Origin of the sequence: Oceanispirochaeta crateris, assembly GCF_008329965.1 — a bacterium.
Lineage (GTDB): Bacteria > Spirochaetota > Spirochaetia > DSM-2461 > DSM-2461 > Oceanispirochaeta > Oceanispirochaeta crateris.
Map to the genome: position 1 here is coordinate 597,528 of NZ_CP036150.1, position 23,849 is coordinate 621,376.

The 23,849-nt window shown below is 38.3% G+C and carries 19 protein-coding genes and 1 pseudogene; 9 read left to right on the top strand and 11 right to left on the bottom strand.

Going from position 1 to position 23,849, the window contains the following annotated elements:
* Positions 1–7 precede the first annotated feature (7 nt).
* A complete protein-coding gene (locus EXM22_RS02750) occupies positions 8–1,843 on the top strand; it encodes an ankyrin repeat domain-containing protein (protein ID WP_168203312.1) in 1,836 nt (611 codons plus the stop codon).
* A gap of 6 nt (positions 1,844–1,849) precedes the next feature.
* On the opposite strand, the gene galU is transcribed toward EXM22_RS02750, so the two are convergent.
* The 11 genes from galU to EXM22_RS02805 form a co-directional block, all read right to left on the bottom strand.
* Positions 1,850–2,725: a UTP--glucose-1-phosphate uridylyltransferase GalU gene (gene galU, locus EXM22_RS02755; protein ID WP_210411541.1), complete on the bottom strand. Its 876-nt coding sequence runs from the start codon at positions 2,723–2,725 to the stop codon at positions 1,850–1,852.
* Entirely contained in the window at positions 2,722–3,735 is a 1,014-nt protein-coding gene (locus EXM22_RS02760; RefSeq protein WP_149485042.1) for a mevalonate kinase family protein, read from the bottom strand. The genes galU and EXM22_RS02760 overlap by 4 nt, the downstream gene beginning before the upstream one ends.
* Positions 3,736–3,792: 57 nt before the next feature.
* The gene (locus tag EXM22_RS18540; RefSeq protein WP_149487911.1) at positions 3,793–3,987 is read right to left on the bottom strand and encodes a helix-turn-helix domain-containing protein; all 195 of its coding nucleotides are present in this window, start codon (positions 3,985–3,987) and stop codon (positions 3,793–3,795) included.
* 46 nt (positions 3,988–4,033) lie between these two features.
* Positions 4,034–5,830 (bottom strand): N-acetylmuramic acid 6-phosphate etherase family protein, encoded by a 1,797-nt coding sequence (locus EXM22_RS02770; protein WP_149485043.1) that lies wholly within the window; start codon positions 5,828–5,830, stop codon positions 4,034–4,036.
* Positions 5,827–6,681: a carbohydrate ABC transporter permease gene (locus EXM22_RS02775; RefSeq protein ID WP_149485044.1), complete on the bottom strand. Its 855-nt coding sequence runs from the start codon at positions 6,679–6,681 to the stop codon at positions 5,827–5,829. The genes EXM22_RS02770 and EXM22_RS02775 overlap by 4 nt, the downstream gene beginning before the upstream one ends.
* Positions 6,678–7,592 (bottom strand): carbohydrate ABC transporter permease, encoded by a 915-nt coding sequence (locus tag EXM22_RS02780; protein ID WP_149485045.1) that lies wholly within the window; start codon positions 7,590–7,592, stop codon positions 6,678–6,680. The genes EXM22_RS02775 and EXM22_RS02780 overlap by 4 nt, the downstream gene beginning before the upstream one ends.
* 63 nt (positions 7,593–7,655) lie before the next feature.
* Entirely contained in the window at positions 7,656–8,936 is a 1,281-nt protein-coding gene (locus EXM22_RS02785; RefSeq protein ID WP_149485046.1) for an ABC transporter substrate-binding protein, read from the bottom strand.
* A 94-nt stretch (positions 8,937–9,030) separates the two neighbouring features.
* Entirely contained in the window at positions 9,031–10,077 is a 1,047-nt protein-coding gene (locus EXM22_RS02790; protein ID WP_149485047.1) for an ROK family transcriptional regulator, read from the bottom strand.
* A 312-nt stretch (positions 10,078–10,389) separates the two neighbouring features.
* Positions 10,390–10,539 (bottom strand): IS3 family transposase, encoded by a 150-nt coding sequence (locus EXM22_RS18545; RefSeq protein WP_425465769.1) that lies wholly within the window; start codon positions 10,537–10,539, stop codon positions 10,390–10,392.
* Between the two features lie 163 nt (positions 10,540–10,702).
* The gene (locus EXM22_RS02800) at positions 10,703–11,542 is read right to left on the bottom strand and encodes an IS3 family transposase (protein ID WP_149485048.1); all 840 of its coding nucleotides are present in this window, start codon (positions 11,540–11,542) and stop codon (positions 10,703–10,705) included.
* Positions 11,543–11,567: 25 nt separating this feature from the next.
* A complete protein-coding gene (locus tag EXM22_RS02805; protein WP_149485049.1) occupies positions 11,568–11,834 on the bottom strand; it encodes a transposase in 267 nt (88 codons plus the stop codon).
* 2,260 nt (positions 11,835–14,094) lie between these two features.
* Here EXM22_RS02805 and EXM22_RS02810 point away from each other — a divergent pair.
* The 8 genes and pseudogenes from EXM22_RS02810 to EXM22_RS02845 all read left to right on the top strand — a co-directional run bounded on the left by EXM22_RS02810 (position 14,095) and on the right by EXM22_RS02845 (position 23,774).
* Entirely contained in the window at positions 14,095–15,021 is a 927-nt protein-coding gene (locus tag EXM22_RS02810; protein ID WP_149485050.1) for an NAD-dependent epimerase/dehydratase family protein, read from the top strand.
* Positions 15,014–15,964 carry a glycosyltransferase family 2 protein gene (locus EXM22_RS02815; protein ID WP_149485051.1) on the top strand — a complete coding sequence of 317 codons (951 nt, stop codon included), beginning with the start codon at positions 15,014–15,016 and terminating at the stop codon, positions 15,962–15,964. The genes EXM22_RS02810 and EXM22_RS02815 overlap by 8 nt, the downstream gene beginning before the upstream one ends.
* 4 nt (positions 15,965–15,968) lie before the next feature.
* Positions 15,969–16,625 (top strand): acyltransferase, encoded by a 657-nt coding sequence (locus EXM22_RS18465; RefSeq protein ID WP_149485052.1) that lies wholly within the window; start codon positions 15,969–15,971, stop codon positions 16,623–16,625.
* Between the two features lie 244 nt (positions 16,626–16,869).
* Positions 16,870–17,634, top strand: a pseudogene (locus EXM22_RS02825) (acyltransferase family protein); the annotation flags it as partial.
* A 796-nt stretch (positions 17,635–18,430) separates the two neighbouring features.
* On the top strand, positions 18,431–19,783 hold the full coding sequence (locus EXM22_RS02830) for a glycosyltransferase family 2 protein (protein WP_342780282.1): 1,353 nt from the start codon (positions 18,431–18,433) through the stop codon (positions 19,781–19,783).
* Positions 19,784–19,859: 76 nt separating this feature from the next.
* A complete protein-coding gene (locus tag EXM22_RS02835) occupies positions 19,860–21,032 on the top strand; it encodes a hypothetical protein (protein ID WP_149485055.1) in 1,173 nt (390 codons plus the stop codon).
* Positions 21,033–21,132: 100 nt separating this feature from the next.
* A complete protein-coding gene (locus EXM22_RS02840) occupies positions 21,133–22,257 on the top strand; it encodes a polysaccharide pyruvyl transferase family protein (RefSeq protein ID WP_149485056.1) in 1,125 nt (374 codons plus the stop codon).
* Positions 22,254–23,774, top strand: a complete 1,521-nt coding sequence (locus EXM22_RS02845; RefSeq protein ID WP_149485057.1) for a lipopolysaccharide biosynthesis protein — start codon at positions 22,254–22,256, stop codon at positions 23,772–23,774. Before EXM22_RS02840 ends, EXM22_RS02845 begins: the two co-directional genes overlap by 4 nt.
* Positions 23,775–23,849: the final 75 nt, after the last annotated feature.

A 23,849-nucleotide genomic window follows, 5' to 3' on the forward strand; every position in this document is an offset into this window, starting at 1 on the left:
GGATCACATGATCAAAAAAACTATTTCATCAATTCTGTTAACAACAGTTCTAATAACACTCTTTGGAGCTTGTGCCAGCTCGCAGGTCAAGGCTGCCCGCCGGGGAGACCTTGAGTCACTTCAGGAATTTCTGGATGACGGCGGCAATATCAATGAAAGTGAAAAAGACGGTATCACCCTGCTCATGTATGCCGCACAAAATGGACAAAATGAGGCAATCAGCTTTTTGCTAAACAGGGGAGCCACGATCAGTCTGAGAGACAGCAGAGGCTATACGGCCTTCCTCTATGCTGTTACATCCCGGTATGAATCTTCAGCGGAGCTTCTGCTCAGCCGAGGGGCCGCCGTGAATCATCTTCTTTCAACGGGAGATTCCGCCCTGATTTTAGCCTCGGGGAGCGAAAACCTGAGCATGGTCAAGATGCTTCTGGCTAGAGGTGCCGATTTGAATCAAAGCAATAACAGCGGCTGGTCCGCTCTGACTATTGCCCTGAGTAAGGACGCCCAAAGAGCCTCCAACCTCAGCGAACTCACCAGACATCTAATCAGCAAAAACGCAAAGCTCTCAATACACTCGGATGTTGTCTCCAAAATCGCCTTCTCGGCGGCTGCCTCTGGCAATGTGGATGTTATAAACTACCTTTTAGACCTTGGATTTGACCGGGAAGTCAAAGACTCCGCCGGCTGGTCTCTCCTTATGAAATCCCTGTATCAATCGGCCGCCGGGGGAGAGGGACCCAACCCGGTAGCCCTGCTCTTGATGGAGTATGGAGCCCTCCCCGAAGGCGGCAGTACTCAGGGGGCCGAAATCGCCTTTACTGCTGCAGAAAATGGAGCCCCGGAGATCCTTGAAATCCTCATGGCTTATGGTCTATCCCCCATTATCCGGGACGATCAGAGCAATACTCTTTTGATGGCCGGCATCAAACACCCCGATGTTGTAAAGCTGATGCTTGATAAAAATATCTCTGTGAATGAGAAAAATCAGCAGTCCATGACGGCGCTTTTACTGGCCTCTCAGCTCAATCAAAAGGACTCTCTCACCCTGTTGATCCTGGCTGGGGCCGATCTGAACCAAAGTGACGCAACGGGGCGGAATGCCCTGTTTTACACAGCCCGTTTGAAGGACGTGGAAATGAGCCGCAAATTGCTGGTGGCCGGTATTTCTGTTTATGCCGTGGATAAAAACGGAAACACAGCCCTCCATGCTGCCAGTGAAGCTGGGGTACCCGACACGGTGCGCCTCCTTCTCACCGCGGGTATCTATGTGGACAGTAGTAATGCCCAGGGGGAAACTCCTCTTATGGCTTCTGCCAGGAACCCGCAGTATGCCGATGAAATCAGGCAGATCCTGATCACCGCAGGAGCGAAAGTGCCCGTTGAGGAAGTGGCCCCCGTAGTCAAACCGGTTCACATCGAGAAAACCCCGGTACAGGAAACACCCGTTGCAACTCCCATAGCGGTTCCTGTGGTTGATCCCACAGAATCCCAGGAAACTTCAACAGAGTTGAGCATACGATACGGCTGGCCCTCCATTAATCCTTCTGCTGTGCAAGGCTGGAATAACAGCGATAAACTTGCCGGTTATGCCCTCCTCAAGATCGGTTCTGCCGGCAGTTCCGGTTGGTTTTACCAGAATCAGATACAGATCCCCATGAAAGGGGTTAATGCCGACAGTTTTAAGCAGAACCTCTCTTCTGTTGTCGCCCCAGGCGGGGACTGCCGGGCCCTTCTGACTCTTCCCACCAAAAAGGGAAATGCCCTGGTGGCAGAGATCATGGCTGTACCCGATCAAAATGGGAGAGTCGTGCTGTATTTTGATAGCTTCAGCTATGAGAAATAAGGGGAATCAGTTCAGATCCAGATCCTTCAGCCAGGCCTTCAGCTCCTTCCCGAACTCGGGATGGCGCAGGCCGTAGTGGATGGTGGTCTTGATAAAATCCAGCTTGTTCCCCATGTCATGGCGAATCCCGTGAAACTTGCAGCCGTAGATAGGGCCGTCTGCCAAAAGCATCTTTAGGGCGTCGGTGAGCTGAATCTCGTTATTTTTTCCCGGAAGAGTCGTTTCCAGGGCACTGAATATCTCGGGAGGAAGAACATAACGGCTGGCAATCACCAGGTTTGACGGGGCATCCTCAACGGAGGGCTTCTCAACGAGGCCGTCCACCAAATAGACATTGTCTCTTTTGATCAAACCGCTGATCACACCATAGCGGCTTACCTTCTCCCGGGGTACCTCTTCCAGGGCCAGCACGGCTTCTTCATATTGTTCGTACACATCCATCAACTGCCGGGTCACCGGAGGAGCTCCAGCGGCGGCTTCCAGTACGGTATCCCCTAACAGGACCGCAAAGGGCTCATTCCCCACATGATCCTTGGCGCAGCTGATGGCGTGTCCCAGGCCTAGCTGGTCATGTTGCCAGACAAAGTGAATCTTCACGTCATCGGGGACGGTCTGAATCAGATCCAGCTCTTCCTGTTTATTTTTTTCTCTCAGCTGATACTCCAACTCGAAGTTCCGGGAAAAGTGCTCTTCCACAGAGCGTTTTCCCCGGCCTATGATCATCAGGATATCTTTAATCCCCGAATCCACAGCCTCCTGCACCACATACTGGATGGTGGGGGTGTCTACAAGGGGGAGCATCTCTTTGGGCTGGCTTTTGGTGGCCGGCAGAAATCGGGTTCCATAACCCGCTGCTGGAATCACAGCTTTTTTAATCATCATTGGTTTTCCTTTTGTATCACTATTTCCGGTTTAAATACAACGCAGCCCAGGGGTTCAAGGGCTTCTTTCAGTCTGCGGTATCCATCCTCTCCCTCGTAAATTCCAATCAAGGCACCGCCTGAACCCGTGAATTTGGCTGAGGCTCCTCCACGGCGGGCTGTTTCCACCATCTTCACATGGAGGGGGTTCAGTTTCATGACCCTGTGGCGCAGGTCAAAATTGGCATTTATAATCCTGTGCAGATCCTCTTTGTGTCCCGATTCCAGGGCCTCTTTGAATTCATCGGTGAGGCGGGCAAAGCCTTTCATGGCATCAATAATTTCCTTATCACCATTCTCCCATCGGTAGCGGAGATTGTTGTGGAACAGCTCGGTTCCCTCGGCAGAGGCCGTGTTGTAGGCAATGTAATAAGAGGGCTGGTTTTCTATATTCAGGGGAGTGTAGTTGCCGTAGCCCCTTTGTTCCATAAGGACCCTGTCAAAGTCCATGTGGATCATGCCGTTATAGCTCTGGGCCACCCTGTCCTGCAGACCGGCACCAATGCCCAGTTCTTCGGTCTCTACGGACAAAACCAGGTTTGCCAGAAAAAAATCGGGTATGTCTACCTTGTAAAAAGCCATGAGAGCCCGCATACACGCCGTGATGATGGCGCTGGACCCGGCCAGGCCGAGGTGGGCGGGGATATTGCTGTGGTAACGGATGGTAAAGTTTCTTGTATGCAGGTTCAGGTTGTGGTCCTTACACCAGGTATGAAACTTCTTAAGGGAAGCCTTGATCAGGCGGATGCCGCCGTAATAGCCGTACTGATCCACATCATGGGCAAGCCTGTCCAAAGATGAAAAACGGGACTGGTCTCTTCTGGCAGGTAGTATCTCCAGTTCTTCAGAATCGTAGAGGGTCACATCCGTATGAAAATTATTGAAGGTGAAGGCAATGGTTTTGCCGAAATAGCCGTCTGAGGGGTTCCCTATCAGGGCCGCCCGGGGGTAGGCACGGGTTTTATGAATCATGGGCTTATTATTACGTTCTCTAAGGATGCCTGTCAATTAAATAATAGGAATGCTGTGTTAGAGTCTTGTTTTTTCAAAGGGCACTTTACCGGTTGGCCCCTCTTTATTAAGGAGTTGTACTTCTCTATTTAAAAAAGAAAGAAGTTTGAATAAATTGCCAACACTACTTCGCTGGGGATCATTTTCCAGAAGAGACACTGTTTTAGGCAATAAACCAGCGCCACGGGCTGTCTCGGCCTGGGTAAGGTATATATATCAAATATACCCTGTAAGGTTTCAGAGTCGTTTTTTAGAAAAGTTACATCATTCCTCGCCGCTGCAATGCTGCTACAACCGGCGATAGAATTGTTTGTCCCCCCTGGGACACAAAGCGTTCCCTGGCTAGCAAAGAAAGGTGCAATTCCCGGCAGGCCTCCTCGTAGGGAATGCCTACAATCTGTGAAATAATACGGCAGCCCCGGTCTACAAGCTTTTTGTTCGTCGTATCCACCTGAATCATCCAATTCTGTTTGACCCGTCCCATCATGGCCATAGACCCTGTGCTGACCGTGTTAAATATTAGTTTGACCGCCAGATGCTGCCACAGATTCACCGGGCTCTCCGCCAGGTTCAGGGGAACTTCATAATCCGCCTGGACTGATCCTGCTGTCTTCGTGATTGTACCGACAACAAGGTTTTTTTCTCCCGACTTAACGGTTCCGGGATAGCTATCAACAAAAACACGCAAAAAAAGACTCTCAGCGCAATCCGTCCGGCTGGTATCCTTTTCCCTGCCGATCAGATAGCGGTTAATCTCATCTCTGTCCAGGGAAGGAACCACTTCTCCCGCATATTCGGGGGCTCCCATCCTAATATAGTCCTGGCGGGTCCAGTTGAGCCCCCGGGGAAGGCGGCGGAGCATATGAATCCAGGCTTCACTGCTGTTGTGGGCGGGATCTTTGGCAAAGGCCCAGGACACGGGGGACTCTGTATCATCCGAGGGCCGAAAAGGGGGCAGCATAAAGGTAGGGGAGCGTTCTGTGGTATCGCTGAAGATATCCAGTAGATATTCCTCCGCCAGGTAGGTGATTCTGCCATCAGCCTTATAGAGGCACATCTCCTCTTCCGCCCAGTGGGCCATTCCTAAAAGGGATTCTGGACCGCAGAGATCCTTAATGAGAAGAGAGAATAAATCGGCATTTTTCAGAGCAATCTGCGTGTTTATTTGTATTGAAGGCTTGGCAGTCAGACAACGGTTCAATCCAATTTCCATGGCCGTACCAATCACAAGCATTTCCATGGTGGTAGCCTGCATCCGGGTAGATCCGGTTAAGGCCATTGCCCCCGTATAGAGATCCAGTACAGTCACATCATCGGATTCTATAGCGCTGCGGCAGCGTTCCAGATTCTCCTTTAGGAGAGATGCCGGGTTATTGAAAGTCAGAAAAACTTTGCATCCCCGCCTCTGAGCTTCTCTTAAGGTTCCCAGAACGGATGAAGTTTCTCCACCCTCGGTGATGGCTACCAAAAGATCGCCTTGCTGCAGATCCAGCTCCTCCACCTGCCGGGCTCCGAAGGCCTCGTAGTCTTCAAAATTTTCTACGGCTCTTATCAGGGCTCTGTCGCCTCCGGTCATAATGCTGCAGCCCAGGTCTGCCTTTATCAGATTCTCATCCTTCAGATTCCCGTCGGCATCCTTGAGGCGAACCGTGTCTCCCGGGGAAACCCCCGCTCGGTCTTCCCAGAACTGACGCCACATCTCTTCCAGTATCATGCTCAAACGTCCGGTGCTGCCGCAGCCTGTAAAACAGACTCTCCTATTGTCCCGGGCAGCCTTTTCAAAGGCCAGGCAGAGTTCTGCAAAGGACCCGCTTAAAAATACCCTGCGGGCAACAGAGGGAATGTCCCTGTCCACGTCCAGCATCAGTCGCAGTCCCGCCCTTGTGTCGCTCTGTATGACATCACTCAGATCCAGGGTGTAGGGGTGAGCTTGCTCTGTGGGGAGAAACCCCAGATGAAACTGTGTCTCTTCTCTTATGAAAGCGGCCGCCTTTTCTTTGGCCATTTCCTGCAGATCCTGATCTGAGGCAAATAGATTGTAATCGGAATTGTTCATTTCAGGGCTCCAGCGGTCATTCCTTTGATAAAATACTTTGACATAAACAGATAGAGGATCAGCATGGGCAGTATGGTAATGGAGAGTGAGGCAAAAAGAAGATGCCAGCTGATCTGATACTGTCCAAAAAAGACGCTCATTCCCAAAGGGAGAGTTTTCAATTTGTTAGATTGTATAAACACCAGAGGAAAGAAAAAGTCATTCCATACGGGTACGGCATTGTAGATGGTTACCAAGGCAATAGAAGGGGCCGTCAGGGGCATGATGATATCCTTGTAGATGACCCACTCATTAGCTCCGTCTATCCTTCCCGAGTCTTCCAGATCATAGGGGATTGTCTTCATAAATCCCGTCAGGATAAAAACTGTAGAGGGCATACTCATGGCCGTAAAAATAAGGATGAGAGAGAGCTGATTATCCATGAGATGCAGTTTGCGTATCAGCAGAAACAGTGGGATGATGGCCGCTTTTAATGGCAGCATAATTCCCGCCAGAAAGAGCAGATACACAAGGGTGGAAAGCCTGTAATCATAACGGGAAATACCAAAGGCCGCCATGGAACCAAAAAGAATGACAATTCCGATGGAAAGAGCCGTAATATAGCTGCTGTTAAAAAAGTAGCGGCCGAATCCGCCTTCTCCCCACACTTCCCCATAGTTTGAAAATTTCCAATCTGCAGGCAGGGCATAGGGAGTCTTGAAAATCTCCCGGGTTGTTTTCAGGCTTGAAATAATCATGTTAAATAAGGGATAAAAAATCAGTATGGCATACGTGATGAGCATTAGCTGAAAAAGTATAATCAGAATCTTCTGAGGAATCCCGGCACCCTTAAAACGGAGTTCTCCGATCATAGCTGTACCTCCTTACCCTTGAAGGCTGTGATGCTGATGGCAGAAGCCACAAAGGTCAGCATATAAATCACCACTCCTATGGCAGAACCTATTCCTATCTGAGGGATTCCCGAATCCACCCCGCCGAAGGCCGTTCTATAGAACAGGGTCCCCAGGGTATCCGTGGAGTAGTAGGGCCCCCCTTCCAAACCGGTCATTGTATAAATTTGTTCAAAAACATTCAGGCTGCCGATTAAGGTTAAAACGGTAATCACCATGACTGAAGGGAGAATCAGGGGAAACATAATCTTCGTAAAAAGTCTGCCTTCTCCCACGCCATCCAGATAGGAGGCCTCTACCACTTCCAGAGGAACTGTGTTAAAGCCAGCATAGAACACAAGGGTGGGGAATCCTACCCAGCGCCAGATATTCACAGCAATAATACTGGGTGTGGCCAAAGCTTCATCCCCCAGCCAGGCACGGGTCAGGGATTGCAATCCAACATCCTTGAGCAGTCTGTTGATAATCCCCATATTGGGATTCATGTAAAGGTTCCACAAAAAACCCACAGCTACTATGGAGAAGAGGACTGGTATAAAAAAGATTCTCTGATAAATGGCAGCTCCGGCAATGTTTTTGTAAAGAAGATAGCCAAAGAGAAGGCCTAGAGAGTTCTGAATGAGCATGGTAGAGAGAAACCATTGGAGATTGTTTCCTATGGCGTTATAAAAACGGTCTTTGTACGGGTACTGGGTGAATATCCTTGTAAAATTTTCAAGACCTACGTATTGATCCCTCACAATACTCTTCCAGGAAAAAAGGCTGTTGAACATGGAGAGAAACAGGGGGGCTACGATAAATATAAGGACAATTAAGAGCCCGGGCAGCACAAAGAAAGTGATCCATAGTGACTGATGTTTTGTTTTTTTCATTTTTTATCCGGATAAAAAAAATTGCTCCGTCTGCTTTTGAAGGCACACGGAGCAGAAAGGTTTTTACTGAAAAGGTTTGTACCAGGAGGCAACGCCTTCCTGGACCTGACGAACTACTTCATCACTGTCTATTGTATCTGCCAGCATACCCTGCAGGGTATTCTGAATGAGAGAAGAACCGGTGGGCTGTTCATAGCGGAAACCAACAAGGGTAATATAGGGAGTTGAGTTTTCGTTCAATTCACCCAGCCTTTTCAGGAATGGATCAGTAAACTGAACACCCGGTACATCCGATTTATGTTTTAGCTTGTCAGTCAGAAATTGCCCAGCTTCTGTACCTGCCATGAAATTCATGAATTGTACGGCTTCTTCCGGGTGAGCTGTGGCAGAGTTTATACCAAAAGAGCCATCAACGAAGGCACTGGCATAGCGGGTGTCTCCTGCTTTGGCAACAGGACCTGCAAATACGTCGTATTCCATTTCAGGATTCTGTGCACTGAAATATCCGGCTTCCCAGCTACCCCCGATAAAGTGTCCTGCCATCTCGTTGATAAAGAGCATCTGCATATCTGTGTAGGAAATACCCATAAAGTTGTCAGGCATGTAAGGGCGGAGTTCCAGAAGCTTTTCAAGTGATTTTTTATATCGCTCGTCTGTAAAATTTGTTTTACCAGCTGTTATTTCGTTAAAAAAGTCGTTGGCTCCGTAAAAGTTTGGACAGATAACACCCTGGAGTACTTCCAGAGTCCAGCCGTCTTTTCCACCATTGGCCAGGGGAGTTATTCCCGCTTTTTTCATAACTTCCAGGTTAGACAGAAAATCATCCCAGGTTTCCGGAATGCTGAGACCTAGTTCCTCATACATAGCCTTGTTGTAGAAAATTACCAGAGTCTGGCTGGCATAGGGTACTCCATAGATTTTGCCATCGGAGATGCTGGTGCTTCCAATCAATGAATTCTCATCAAAATCCTTTAACGCCGGAATTTTATCTTCTAAGGGCATCAAGTATCCGGGCTGCGCGTAGGTTTCAAGACCTCCATAGGGTTTTAGCTGAATGATATCGGGTCCGGAGCCCCCTTTGATGGCCGCAGAGAGTACTGTGTTGTACTCAGTATTCTTATAAGCCGTAAAATTAACCGTAATCCCGGGGTTTTCTTTCTCGAAACGGGCAATTAACTCATCATAAATGTCAACGTCTTCTGTTCGCCATGACCAGAAATCGAGATTCACCGCCTCTTTCATCGCTGCGGAATTCTCTGATTCTACAGCTTCCTGACTTCCACCGGCAAACATGGTGAATGCAGTGAGAAGCATAAGGATACCCATCAAAAATTTCTTTATCATTTTCTTACCCCTTTAGGTTTGTTGAAATATCTACTAAGTAGTATAGAAGGGGGCATGATCTCCCGTCAATGAAAACTTGAGAATGAACAGAAAATCAGTGTTTATTCAATGGAAAACTACGATTGTGTAGGATGTGGCGCAGGGCCGCATGGCGGGAACTTGCAGCAACGGCCCAGTGTGAGGGGGAGGCTCTATGTATCCGAAGGCCGGTCTTTAGAGGATCTCCTTCTTTATTCAGATGAACCAGAATCTCTCTTTCAAGATCTGTTCTATATTTTTCCACATCCCCGCCCAGGACAATATCATTGGTGCTGGTAACATTCGCTATCAAGGCAAGGGATCTTCCAAGGTTCTGGATAAACTGTTCCATCTTTTCCAGTTCCTGATCGTAAGAGGGCTGAAGGAGGTGGGTTATGGCCCGTCCATTAATAACCATATCATTATTGACCATTCCAATACCCACACCGGTATTTCCAATAGTCGTTTGAGAGCGTTTTTCAATGAGGGCCAGAATCAGGTTCTTTTTTCCCAGGGCGTCCGCTTCGCTTAAAGCATAGGCCTGAGCATCGTTAAACAGGATAATAGGGACATTAAGGACTGTTTCCAGGGGTTCTGCCACAGAAAGGGCTTGATTGATCTTAAGGGCATTAGAAAGAATGATCTCTTTTTTATCATTATCAACGGCGCCGCTGACACCAAGACCCACAGCGGCCAATCCCACTGTCATGGGATAGTCTTGGTCAATCTCTTTTCGAAATCTTGCCAGTTCTACCGCCAGGGAATCAATGGCCTGTGTTCCATAGTTTGATACAGGTATTTCCTTTTGTCCCAGAAGGTCTCCGTTTAAGTCCCCTGCATATAATCTGATAAAGGGGATGGTCAGTTCCACCCCTATGGCATAGGCATAGCCTCCCTTAATGCTTAATTGAATGGGAGGGCGTCCTCCTTTAGGAGTTGAGTGTGTGGTAGACGATTCGGTAATCATCCGGCGGGCTATCATCCAGTCGGCAAGGCTGCCTACGGTGGAGCGGTCCAGGCGCAGCATCCGGGCTAGATCGGCACGGCTACTATGTGGGTTTCTCCAGAGGGTTTCCAGTATTTTAAGGATATTATCGTTTTTGAGTCGGTTCTTAATGGCCAAGAATGTTGAATCTCCTGCAAACCAGTGTACTATGAGTCCTAGTAGAGGGTCAAATGGGGTTCTCCTCGCTTAAAATAGTATTGTATATTACTTACTTCAGCCATCGCAGAGTCATGCCAATTTTAAATTTGATTCCACAGACTAAATTTCATCCGGAGAGTTTCCACCTAGGCTCTTGTCAACAGCGTCGAAAAAGTTCCTGAAATGGGGATGCGGACATTATCTTGGATTACTTTTTAAAAAAATTAGTACCTTTTAACGATAATCAAGAGGGCTTAATCCACCTAAACTAACTTTGATCCGTTTGAAATTTTACCATTGAATATATTCATTCAGTTCATGAATGAAATCATCCAAACTCACATCTTTTAAATTTCGATTGTAAAACATTTCATTTTTTAACCTTCCAAAGAACCCTTCACAAGCTGCATTATCTGAGGAATATCCTTTTTTGATATTGATCTTTTAATTTTGCCTTATTCATTCTTGAGATCCAACAAAGCCAGCGATAATGACTATCCTATCGGAATGGATAATTGGACTTTCTTCAACGTCTAATTCCTTGATTGCTGCCTCAAGAGAAGAGTCCACAAGGTTTATAGTGCACCCTTCAGTCAATACAGCTTCATGCCACTTTTAAGTTAGATTCTCCGGAATAAATCTGATCCGGTGAATTCCCATTCAGACTCTGATGTGGTCTGACCGAATTATAGAAATTAAAATACTTCAATAAACCCTTCCGAAGATTTTTCAGAGTGTCATACCGATACAGAGAAATGTCTTCATACTTCAAAGTTTTCCAGAATCTTTCAATGTAAATATTATCCAAAGCACGACCTTTTCCATCCATGCTGATACGAACCATTTCTCCATCTAGGAGCGATGTGAATTCATTACTAGTGAATTGGCTACCTTGATCTGTATTGAATATCACAGGCAAGCCATGTCTCATCATAGCCTGTATCAAAGCGTCCATAACAAACACCGTATCCATCGTGTTGCTGACATTCCAGGATAAGATCTTCCGGCTATACAGGTCGATGATAGCAACGACATAGACGATTCCTCCGGGAATATTTACATAGGTGATGTCTGAAGCCCACACATGATTTGGATGCGTTATATTCAAGTTTCTCAGAAGATAAGGGTATTTTTTATGCCTCTTACCTGGTTTGGAGAGACATCGTTTGGGAACGATCGCCTTTATTCCCATCTCCCTCATAAGCCTGTACACCCTCTTAGGAGACGTCTCATGGCCCATATTCTTATCCAGATGGTTGAATACCTGTCTGTACCCATAAAAGATATACTGCTTCCACAGCGCTCTGATTTTCTTCTTTTCCAGATTGTCCTGATACTCCAAAAGAGGATCTCTTTTCAGTTGGTAATAGAACCAACTGCGGCTTTTGCCGAGGAGCTTACATTGTTCTGAAATGCTTAATTTCTTGTTCCCAGGATCAATCATGGATTTTACAGGAGTCCCTGTATTTTCAAGGTTTTTTTAGGAAATCATTCGCGGCATGAAGCTTTCCGATCTGCTTGTACAGTTCTTCCTTCTCATCTTCCAGCTCTTTTTCCGTTTGTGATTTCCCATTACGGAAGACAGAATCCGCATTGTCCAGCAGCTCTCTTTTCCACTTTGAAATCATGGCGGGATGAGCTCCTGTTTCCTGGGCTATTTCACTAACTGTTTTCTCTTCAAGAATCGCCATGAGCGCTATTCTGGCTTTCTCTGAATCGCTCCACTTCCTGCGCATCTTTCTACTCCTTCTGACACAGATTATACTGCATCAATCTAATTTAGGAGCTGTACAGCATCATGGGAGCACTATATGTGTATCTGAACCCTTCTTTAGAGACTAAGAAGCAACTGATTTCAGTATAAAAAAATCAAAAGTTGTGACAACTATGTTGAAACATTCCGCATAGCGACGTCTTTTTCTCGTCCATAGTTATTACCTCATTTTATTAAGAATCAGTCTTAACTACTACTCCGGGAAATCAAGGCAGGATCACAGTTCGTACCATTTTTACTATATTCGTACCATTTTTACTATAGCTGATTATTCAGAAAATCTATTTTGCTATGTTCCACATTGTATGGAAAGTTTTATCTGGAATATATGGTTTATACAATGCCTACTGGTTTTAAAAATAAATAAGGTGATTTTTAGCTTTTGTAGGATTACACCAATTAATAAGGCTCACATATACAAATGAATATAGATTGTTTTGGATAATTAAGAAAGAAGACTATATGTCTTCTAAGACTTTATGCGATAATTTTTTTCGATTAATTGATATTGTTAAAACATTTTTATTGTGATATATTTCACATCTGAAAATTGTAGTTCGTTTTAAGATAGTACTTTAGTAAAAGTTCTCTAGAGCTTATAAATTTTTTTGTTTTGTTCAAACGGCGAACAGTTGTGACAGGATAAGGATTTCAGTCTTTCAGATAGTGTTTCGGCCCACTGAATGACCCTTTTATTTGATCTTCTAAGTTTGTAGATAACTTCTTTCTATGGGTGGGTGAGGTCTATCTCTTCAATTCTTGTAAAATTTAGAAATAAGTTTTATATAGCAAATAAACGATTTTTTTGCAGTAAAGGTAGAATAAATGCTTTTTTAAAGGCTTTAGTGTAAAATAATTTCATTAAGATGAAAAAGATTTATAATAATTGGAATATTATTTGCATTTTGATTTCTGAATGAATAGCTGAGATCTGTAGGCCTTTGCGAGAAAATCCTAAAAGAACTATTAAGAATGCAGTTTTGTATCGGTTCTAATTAAGGGTATTGTTATGCGAGTGAGAATAAAAAAGCATTGACTATGTCATCTTTAGAGGGGAAAGTGGTATTTTTAATATTGGCCATGACAAAATGAGTACTTATGGTAAATCAGTTTAAATGTCTTAGTTTAATATATTCAATTGCTTACTTTCTTACTAAAAAACAAGAATCCGAAGATCATTATGATGTGGGACGTGATCAGTTTTTATTAAATTGGTATTTTAAAATATGAAAGGCTAAGATTGTAATTTTTAGATTCAAACTCGTTAGCTATAAGACTGCTCTACGAAGTTTGGACAACTTTAAACTTTAGATTAAATAGTCATACGGTGAAGAATCTTTGTTGAAAAATTTTGAATCTATTAAATTTTAATGAGCTTGTAATATTTTGCAAGAACAATTTTTTAGATGTAGCAAATGGTTTTTGTATTAATTGATAGATTCTTGATGCATTATTATCAGAATATTTAAATAATACTGTCAGTATGCTTAATACAGAAATATCCTGTAATTATGATGACTTTTATTGGCTGGTGATGATCTTTCAGTATGGAGGAATTTGCATTCTGATAAAAATGTTATAGTTATTATTAAAATTATTTTTTTAAGCTTTAGTAATTCACAAAGACATTCCTAGAGCTTTATTTCGCAAGTTGAGGACAATGGTTGGTATCGTTGTTTGATAGAACAGGTGACGGAGAATATAAGCATCAATGTATTAAATACCCAACAAATAAAAAAAACTATATATATTAAAAATATTGATGGTAGATGTTGGAAAATGGAAAGTCTTTTATATTGTCAGTATGTTTCCTCTCAGTTGATCAAATCTAAGTGGAAACGTTTATTTCGATTGATTCCAATCAGCTAGAGTTGCTTCTGAGGTATTTTAGAATACTAGTGGTTTACAAATATAAATGGAAATAGCTGTAGAAAAAGGTTTTGATCAATAATATGTGAAGTTCTTTGTTATTTTAAAATAGACATTGAGTAACTTCTTAAAATATATTTGATATTCTAATAAAATAATTGAATGATTTGTAATTAACAGTCCGTGGAGAATTCACCGGTTAAAAATGGAGTATAGTAAAATCATTTATTCGAATAGACAGAAACTGAAGATAATATTAAGAAAAAACTTCAATTTGTCTAACTAACAGTTATTATTTATAAGGATATAAAAGTGTTTTTAAGAGAAATTAACTTTATAATGGTTGGTCAAATATGAAAATATCTATCTTGGGAGCTGCAGGGTTTATAGGAACGAATCTTGCAATAAAGTTAGCAGAAGATAAATCAAATGTAATAACACTTGTGGATACTGTTGATTCATTTTTTGAACCACATAGAAAAATGGGTTTAGGTTTTAATTATCGTATTGTAAATTTTAATGAAAAAACAGATTTTGATAGATTGCTCAATGGACAGCACGTTGTCTACCATTTTTTTAGTTCCTCAAACCCTACTAAATCAAACTTAAACATTCCATTTGAGCTAAGAGACAACGTATTAACAACTTCTTTGTTTTTGGAGGCATGTGTAAGACAGAATGTACATAAGGTAGTCTTTTTGTCTTCAGGAGGGACTGTTTATGGATGTGAAGCAATATGCCCTATTTCAGAAGATTCATCTACCAGGCCTATCACATCATATGGTGTTCAAAAAATTGCTATTGAAAACCTTCTATATTTATACAATTACACATACAAGCTTGATTATAGAATTATACGCCTTGCAAATCCTTACGGTCCCTATCAAAGACCAAATGGGCAGCTGGGAGCGATTACTACTTTTATTTATAAAGCATTAAAACACGAGCCTATACATGTTTATGGTGATGGAACTGTTATTCGTGATTTCATTTATATTGACGATGTTGTTTCTGGAATTTTAAATATAGTTAATGGAGATATAAAATTAGTAAATTTAGGTAGTGGTAAAGGGATTAGTATTAAACAAATACTGGGATTGATAGGACAGACATTAGGTATTGAACTCAATATTGTATTTGATAAAGCACGTACGGTTGATGTTCCGGTTAATTATCTTGATATTACCCGTTATATAGACTTGTTTGGAAATCCAGTCACGGTTCCATTGGACGAAGGTATAAAAATGACAGCTGCATTTTTGGATAAAAATTATGTCTAATCCTGTGGTGTCTCTATGCATTCCAACAAATGGTATTATCAAGTGGTTGATCCCAGTATTAGAGAGTATTTATGCTCAGAATGTGGATGAAAAATTGTATGAGGTAGTTGTTACTGATAATGGTAGAAATCTTAAATTCAAGAATGCAATAAATAAATATATCTCTACGAAAACAAATTTTGTGTATAAAAAGACATCAGCTGAGGGTTTTCTCAATCAGATAGAATCTTTTAAAATTACGCGTGGCCTGTTTCTAAAATTTATCAATCATCGTATGGTGCTTCTACCAGGTGCATTACAGGCGTTTATAGATTTTGCCTTAGAGAATATGGAAAATAAGCCTGTTGTATATTTCAGTAATGGTAAATTATTAAATCTGAGGAAAGAGATTACAGTTAACAATTCATTCGATAAGTTCGTTTGTACTCTTTCTTATTGGTCTTCGTGGTCGGCAGGGATTGCGTTGTGGAAAGAAGATCTTGCTCTTCTTGACAAGATTAAATTTAACAATCTATTTCCTCATACTGATATTTTATTTTTACGAAGAGATCACGAAGAATATATTGTTGATAATAGAATTTTGTTACACGAGATTCCGACAAACTGGGCATTTAAAGGCTCTTATGACTTGTTTAATGCCTTCGCTGTAGAATATATTTCTATAATCCTTAACTTATTCCGTGACGGAAATATTTCAAAGAAAACATTTTTAAAAGTTAAAAGAGATAATTTTTCCTATATATCAGACCGTTATATTGTTTACATCTTTCTCAAAAAGAAGAGTTCTTTTGATTTTACGGGATATACAGACTCAATAAACTTCTTTTACAGTATATTTCATGTGAGAGTCTCAGTGTTGAGACTACCATTATTAGCTTTACAAATCTTGATAAGAAGAATAAAGAGTAAGCGGATAAGAAAGCTTCAAATAGCTGGAGAATAGTAAAATGGTAAATTTTAATGATAAAATTAGCAGTGCAGATAAAGTATGTATCCTCTTTCGTGCAGGAATAAAATTATTAAGAGGGTTTTGGTTTAGGTTATTTCTGAAGAAAGTAAAAGGGAGTTTTCTTGTGGGTAAGCATGTGCATATCACTCATGGAAAACACATCACGTGTGGAAAAAATGTCAAGTTTGAAGATTTTACTGAGATACACGGTCTTTGTAATGAAGGTTTGCAGTTCGGGGATAACGTAACTATAAGTCGTGGAGTTATGATCCGTCCCTCAAGCTATTATGGAGGAGATTGTGGCACAGGATTAGTGATGGGGGCAAACTCCTCCATTGGACCAATGGGATATATAGGATGTTCAGGGAGAATCATTATTGGTAAAAATGTTATGTTTGGCCCTAAGTGTAGTCTCTTTGCTGAAAATCATATTTTTTCTGATACAAAAGTTAATATTAAAAATCAAGGGGTCAGGCAAAAAGGGATCACAATAGGAGATGACTGTTGGATTGGAAGTCATGTGATAATCCTCGATGGTGTGACAATCGGGAAAGGAGTTGTTATCGGTGCAGGTTCAATTGTGACGCATGACGTGCCGAATCGTGCAGTAGCCATGGGCAGCCCTGCTAAGGTTATCAGGTATAGAGGTTTATGAAATATTAATTGCTAAAGGAGTGATTGTGAGTGATCTTATAAGCAAGGAAGAATCAACGATTTTAAAAGGTCTTGGGATAAGTATGATAATCTTTCAACATATTGGGCAAGTGTTCAAAATTAGTGCTGTAAACCCACTCGGTCCTATAGGGGTATTTCTTTTTTTATTTCTTTCTGGCTATGGTCTTATGTGTTCTTATATAAAAAACGGACTCATACATTATTTCTCATGACGATTTTTTAAGGTTTATATACCATATGCATTAGCTGTCATAATATTTTTAGTCTTTCAGTCGCTTCTCGGAAATAGTTTAAAAACCAAAAATATAATAAAATATTTTTTTTTAATTCTGTTACCTCAAGGTTCCTATTGGTATCTTGTTCTTTTGTTTTACTGGTATATTATGTTTTTCTTTATCGCTGGAAAGGTCGACAATCTAAAATTTTCAATACCTGTAATGATTGTGATTAGTATTGTTATAATTATTTTGAAAGACTTTAATCGAAATTTTGTTTGGCAATTTGCAACTTTCCCGTTAGGGATGATCGCCGGTGCTTATCCTAAACAAATTAAAACAAGATTTTCAAAAATTCAAGGTTTACGTCCAGCAATCAACATGCTTCTATTATCGTTAATATTAATAGCAGTAAAGAAAACTCCATTTGTAGATAGCCGTGGACTGGGTGTTATAGACACCATTTTACAAATTTTGATAACCTGGATTGTTTCATCGGTTTTTGTAATAAATGTGAACCTGTGGGAGAAATTAAGAATATTAAAGTCAGTTTTACTTTTTGTCGGATCTTGGAGTTATTCACTATACTTGTCTCATGTCCTACCATTAGATTATTTAAAAAATAATATGGGAAGTAGTTCTAATGTATTTACTAGTATTTTAATCTATACTTCTACTGTTTTTATTAGTGTCACTGTAATAAAGATTTTTGAGGTAGTATTAGGAAAGTGTATATATAAAATAAGTTTATTGGATTCCTTAAATCAAAATTAGGGCATATTTTACGGGTTTGTTTAACGCAAATTTTAATAATAATGATATAGTATTTTGAGTTCTCTTTATTTTTAATGTATATGAAAATATTCATTAAAGTGTAAAATATGAATATTATTTAAGTTATTGAAATTTGTGAAAAATGATAAAAAATGGTAAATTTAATTAAATATATTACTATATCAGTCATCTAGTTTGAATTAGTTTCTGAACGCATATGTAAGATCGATTATGTCTGAGAAATTGACCAATAGTTGTAATATGAATTTATGAAATTCAATATTTTGATTTGACAAGATAGTTGAGAATATAGTAATTGAAGAAGCAACAAAAACTGAAGTAAAATTTGTTCAAATAAATTAGTTTTAAATTAAATAATTCTGTAAATATTAAAAGTGTTAATAAATTCATTAAATACAAATGGAAACAATTGTATTTATTTGCAATATTTACCCTTGACTTTTCATAAAGCTAACTTAAAGAAAAATTAAAATCATAACACAAAGTATATCTCCTGGCTTAGCTAATTAAATAGATCAAGTAAAAAATTGTCTGCACCGATTGAAATTCCTTGTGTATGTGCACTATTGAATTTTACATATCATTTTTTTGATCTAGATGTTAAAATTATACCATGAGACGGTATCATAGTGTATTGTTTAGTATTTATTTATGAAAACAGCGGTTTTCAATTAAATAAATGTTCTATAAAGTACTTTTCCTACAACAAAATAATAAAGGTGGTAAAAATTAAATGAAGATCGTCTCCTTAACAATGGTTAATAATGAAGGCGAAATGATAGAATCTTTTATCAGGTATAATTATAATTTTTTTGACCATATGGTAATTATTGATAATGGTTGTACAGATAATACTATTGATATAATTCAAAGCTTAATTTCTGAAGGTTATAAAATACACGTTTTTAATGAGTCTTTAGAATCTTACAATCAATTTCGCTTGGATAATAAATATATCAAAAAAATACTGAATGAAATAGTTCCTGATATTATAATTCCGCTAGATGCTGATGAATTTCTTTCCGGAATTGATAATCCTAGATCTCTGTTAGAAAATCTTAGTTTAGATCGTATTTATTATATAACATGGCGTTGGTATGTACTTTCTGATAAAGATGATGTCACAGAAGCTTTTATTCCAAAGCGTTTGTTGTATAGTTTAGATAAACCTCCATATAATCAGATTGATGGTTCTGAGGTAACAAAAGTTATTATTCCAGCAAAGTATTTTTCAGAAATGAAGCTGACACTTTCTGCTGGACATCACACTGTTTTTGGCAAGAGCAACCCCAAAATAGAGAAAATAAAACAATTATTTATAGCTCATTATCGTATAATTAGCGATACTCATTTAACATCAAAGTTGATGTGCTATGTAATGCGTGGAATCGTTTCAATGGAACTCACCACAAAACAAACTTCGCATAGAACTAATCAATTAGCGATAATTGAGCGTGGTGGAAGTTTATTAGAAACAGCTATTGACGTATCATATTCAGGTTATCCGAAAAATGTAATTTACAATCCCTTGAATTTGTCATTTTGTGAGCCAGAATCAATAAAGTTAAAATATAGCATATCTTCAGAAGATTCGCTTATTCAAAGTGTTCTGCATACTGGTCAAGAAATGGCTATTAGAACTTACAACCTTGAAAGAAAACATAAGGAGAAACCGTACCTCAAGCCTATTATCCTATGGTTGGATGGATTTACTGAATCTGATATTTTTGTTCCAAATCCTTCAAATCGAAGCATTTTATTGACTAGTATGTATAATGTAAGGGGTTACGTAACTGAAATTAATGAATTGAAGTTCTTAAAAGTTAATTATCGTCTGCTTATTACTCCTGAATGGTTAAAATTTTTGCCTTACAAGTATATCGTTGTTCCAAATGGGGTTGAGGTAAATGATGTAAAAACTAAGTTAGAGCCATATATCATTAATAAAGAAATAATTATTAGTGAAAGAGAGTATTTACAAAAAATTGGTCCCTTCTTAATGATTTGGAGTTTAATTCTTTTTATACCTTCTTTATTGTGCACAGGATTGTCCTATACTAAAAAAAATGGCATAAAGAAAACTATCAATTCAATTCGAAACAGACTTTCTGTAAAACAAGATAAATAAGTTAAATAAGTTAAATAGTGATTTATACAATGATTTTCTATATTAGAACCAATCTATTTAATGTAAGGTGAATCTTATGGCTAGGAAAGTTTATAATCAACTAATTATATGTATTTCATTCTTTTTACTGACCATAAGTGTTTCTAGTATATTTATGTTAAATGGCATGAATAAATATTTTGCATATTTGGCATATTTATTATTATTAGTTAAAACAACAACATCTTTTTTTAGGGATCGCTCTTTTAGGCTAGAAGTCTTCACATTAATTAATTTTATAATTGTTTTTACTCTATTTATTGGAATACTAGTTCAGAATATGAATAATTTTATAAGATTGAAATTAATTTTAACAATGATACTAATTATTATATTTGCACTTTTCTCTAAAGGAATTACTAGCAATTTCCAAGATCTTAGAGCTGGGGCCCATGGTATTTTTTTGGGTGTAATTTTAGTTTTTTTCATAGCTCTTATTACTGGTTCATCAATTTTTAGTACAGTCAATGAAGGTTATTTAAATTTTGCTTTGACGGCTGGTTTTCTACATAAGAACATTTTTGGCTTTATTTTATTAGCTAGTTATAGTGTTATACTTATATATTGGAAATTTGTATCTAAAAGAAAAATTGATTTTTTAATTCTATTTTTAGAAACAATATTCTTCATATTAAGCAATTCTCGTGGAGCAATTTTTTTAGCTATAATTTTTTTTGTATTTATCAATCTGAAATATTTTATCAAATTGATAAAATTAAATAGTAATATATCAATTTCTATAATTATTTTGTTATTTATTGGTTGTTTTTATTATTTTTTTAATAAAATCGCACTAAATAGCGGGACTTTTAGTCATAGACTTAATGGGCTTTTAGGGTGGATTATTTTGTTTAGAGAAAATTATCATGTCCTATTCTTTGGTAATGCAGCAGAGGTCTTCAAAGGTTCTGAATATAATACAACTGTTAGAAGTATGATAAATTGGCAGGGAACTGTTGAGATGGGTTTATTGAGTATTTTGATTAAAAATGGAATTCTTGGTATTTTGGGATATACAATGATATTTTTTAAAGCCATAAAAAGTATGAATAAAACTAAGAAATTAGAGATAAAACTATCTTTATTATCCCTGATAACAACAATGACAATTTCTGTTTTAACTGAACCTTATTTGGTTAATACAGCTGTGTGTTATGGTACTTTTAGCTTCATGGCATTATCTGTATTAAGTTCAAAGGCTGTCGATTGACAATTAAATTAATAGAGCAATATTTAGAAAGTGTTATATAATGTAAAATTAAGTATTGTTTTTAATTAAATGTAGAGCAAATCAAAAGGAGTATTTACGTATGAGAAAAATCGGTATATACACGCATTGGAATGTACCAAATTATGGAACTTTTCTACAGGCTTATGCTTTACAAAAGGTTCTAGAGAACATTTTTAAAAGTGATGATATTTACCAAATTGCATATGCTGAGAAATCTCATCTTGACCTTTATTATGGAATTATTTCTGCTGCTCGTACTAGATCTCATTTGTTTTTAATTAATCCAAAATTTTATTTGCTAGCTTTTAAGAGCTTATTAAGAATAAAAGAAATTAAAAGAACGAAAAAGTTTATTATGTATTATAAAGATATTAAGAATACCGGAGAACTGACCAATCAAGAGTTTTTAAATACATCATTTGATTATGTTTTTGTCGGTAGCGATATAATCTGGGATTTTTCACGAACTATTTATAAAATGGATAAACGTTTTTTTGGTATTGGTCTTAATACTAAAGAAGTAATCTCGTATGCTGCAAGCTTTGGGAGTGTAAAGAAAGGCATTCAGGTTCCTGAATATGTAATTAATGGGCTGAACAAGATGAAGCATGTATCTGTTCGGGATGAAAAATCTGCTAAATTGGTTAAACAAATTACCGGAAAATATGGAACTATAGTCATTGATCCTACTTTCCTATGGGATTTTTGGGATGACAATAATATACCTATTAGGCCAGTCGATTTTAAGTATATCATCGTTTATGGGAGCTACTTTACCAAAAAGAATATTACTGAAGTTATAAAATATGCAAAAGAACATAATTTAAAAATAATTTGTCTTGATAGTTTGAGAGATCATTTCAATTGGTGTGATATAACGATAACACAAGATAAACTGCATCCTTTTTTATGGTGCTCCTATCTCAAGCATGCAGAGGTCGTTATGACTTGTACATATCATGGCTTAATTTTTAGTCTCATCTACAAAAAGAGAATTGTCATGAATCCACTACCTTTTATAATGGATAAAGCCTCATCTTTTATTGACTTTTTAGGATTAACTCAAGTTCTAACAGAAGAAGGAAGCTTCAAAGAAAAAGCCGATTGGGATTGGGACTATAGCAAAATTGATAATCGAATTGAAGAACTTAAAGAAAAATCTTTATCATTTATTCAAAATGTAATTATTGAGGATGATGAATGAAAGGCTCTGCAAAAGTCTTTACAAATACACTTACTCTTTATGTTAGATTAGGCATACTATCAATTGTTTCATTAGTTACTGTTAAACTAACACTTCAAGCTCTTGGAGAAACAGATTACGGATTAAATAATGTCATGAGTAGTGTTGTATTGTTAAGCTCTTTTATCACTGCATCAATGTCGATTGCTTCACAAAGGTATTTTGCCATCTCTTTAAAAAAAGGTGATTGGTTTGAACTTAGTCGCTATTTTTCGCTCATTTTTAATCTTTTTTTGGTGTTTGTTATCTCTGCTATCTTTATTTTTAATACTTTCGGTATCTGGTTTGTATTAAATAGACTAGTGATACCTGATAGTAGACTATTTCCTTGCTTAATAGTTTATGAGGCTTCGCTTATCAATTTTGCATTTACTGTTATGGCGCTACCATTTACAGGTCTTATTATAGCGGATGAAAATTTTAAGGTATTTTCAATAATTTCAGTATTTGATGGTTTAGCAAAAGTGATTGTAGCATTTATGCTATATATTTCACCTTGGGACAAACTCATCTCTTTGGCATTACTATCTCTAGGTGTCTCGTTTCTTACAAATGGGCTATATGTTGTATATACTAAAAAAAAATATAATTTTTTGAATTATAAGATGAAACAAGAGTATTCAGGATATAAGGAATTATTCTCATACATGAATTGGAATCTTATCGGAGCCGCGGGAAGTGTTGGAAAAATACAGGGACTTAACATTATTTTAAACATGTTTTTTGGAGGTTCTGTAAATGCTGCACGTGCATTAGCGACACAAGTACGTAGTATAATAAATTCCTTTTCTTCGAGTTTTATGAGTGCAGTGAATCCGCAAATCACTAAATCATATGCCGGACAAGAATATGATAAATTGGAGATGCTTGTCTATTCTTCTTCAAAAATGTCTTTTTTCTTACTATATATTATTATTTTACCATTTACATTCAATATGCGGTATATACTTCACTTATGGCTTGGTGAAACTGTTCCTGAATATACAGTTGAATTTATTATTCTGATTCTTTTAGACATGCTTATACAAGTCATTACAAGTCCAATTGGTACAGCTATAGCAGCCACTGGTAAAGTTCGAGATTATCAGTTGACTGTAGGGATGCTACAAATATTAAATATACCAGCTGCTTATTTAATTCTAAAAATCACTCTTGATCCGATTTTGCCATTTACAATAAGTATAATTATTTCAGTTGGAATAACAATTGGAAGGATAATTCTCTATAGGAGAATAAATAGTAAGTTTAATTTTGTAAAATATGTAAAAAATGTTTTTAGACCAATTTTGTTGGTTGTTTTACCAAGTTTCCTCCTAACATATTTAATCTTTTGTGAGTTTGATAATATTTTGATGGCAATACTTTTTGTATTGTTAATTGTAAGTTATACTGTTAGCTTCGTTTTTTTCTTTGGCCTTAATAAAGATGAAAAACATTTTTTAAAAGAAATATTTACTAGCAAGTTATATAAAAAATAATTATATAGCAGTAATTGATCTTAAAAATGATATAAAATACAAAAATAGTTAAAATAATATGTCGCTTTTTATATT

What these genes read in the sequence shown, in the direction of transcription:
- EXM22_RS02750 (WP_168203312.1), top strand. Translation starts at nt 8, where the DNA reads ATGATCAAAAAAACTATTTCATCAATTCTGTTAACAACAGTTCTAATA.
- galU (WP_210411541.1), bottom strand. Translation starts at nt 2,725, where the DNA reads ATGATGATTAAAAAAGCTGTGATTCCAGCAGCGGGTTATGGAACCCGA.
- EXM22_RS02760 (WP_149485042.1), bottom strand. Translation starts at nt 3,735, where the DNA reads ATGATTCATAAAACCCGTGCCTACCCCCGGGCGGCCCTGATAGGGAAC.
- EXM22_RS02770 (WP_149485043.1), bottom strand. Translation starts at nt 5,830, where the DNA reads ATGAACAATTCCGATTACAATCTATTTGCCTCAGATCAGGATCTGCAG.
- EXM22_RS02775 (WP_149485044.1), bottom strand. Translation starts at nt 6,681, where the DNA reads ATGATCGGAGAACTCCGTTTTAAGGGTGCCGGGATTCCTCAGAAGATT.
- EXM22_RS02780 (WP_149485045.1), bottom strand. Translation starts at nt 7,592, where the DNA reads ATGAAAAAAACAAAACATCAGTCACTATGGATCACTTTCTTTGTGCTG.
- EXM22_RS02785 (WP_149485046.1), bottom strand. Translation starts at nt 8,936, where the DNA reads ATGATAAAGAAATTTTTGATGGGTATCCTTATGCTTCTCACTGCATTC.
- EXM22_RS02800 (WP_149485048.1), bottom strand. Translation starts at nt 11,542, where the DNA reads ATGATTGATCCTGGGAACAAGAAATTAAGCATTTCAGAACAATGTAAG.
- EXM22_RS02805 (WP_149485049.1), bottom strand. Translation starts at nt 11,834, where the DNA reads ATGCGCAGGAAGTGGAGCGATTCAGAGAAAGCCAGAATAGCGCTCATG.
- EXM22_RS02810 (WP_149485050.1), top strand. Translation starts at nt 14,095, where the DNA reads ATGAAAATATCTATCTTGGGAGCTGCAGGGTTTATAGGAACGAATCTT.
- EXM22_RS02815 (WP_149485051.1), top strand. Translation starts at nt 15,014, where the DNA reads ATGTCTAATCCTGTGGTGTCTCTATGCATTCCAACAAATGGTATTATC.
- EXM22_RS18465 (WP_149485052.1), top strand. Translation starts at nt 15,969, where the DNA reads ATGGTAAATTTTAATGATAAAATTAGCAGTGCAGATAAAGTATGTATC.
- EXM22_RS02830 (WP_342780282.1), top strand. Translation starts at nt 18,431, where the DNA reads ATGATAGAATCTTTTATCAGGTATAATTATAATTTTTTTGACCATATG.
- EXM22_RS02835 (WP_149485055.1), top strand. Translation starts at nt 19,860, where the DNA reads ATGGCTAGGAAAGTTTATAATCAACTAATTATATGTATTTCATTCTTT.
- EXM22_RS02840 (WP_149485056.1), top strand. Translation starts at nt 21,133, where the DNA reads ATGAGAAAAATCGGTATATACACGCATTGGAATGTACCAAATTATGGA.
- EXM22_RS02845 (WP_149485057.1), top strand. Translation starts at nt 22,254, where the DNA reads ATGAAAGGCTCTGCAAAAGTCTTTACAAATACACTTACTCTTTATGTT.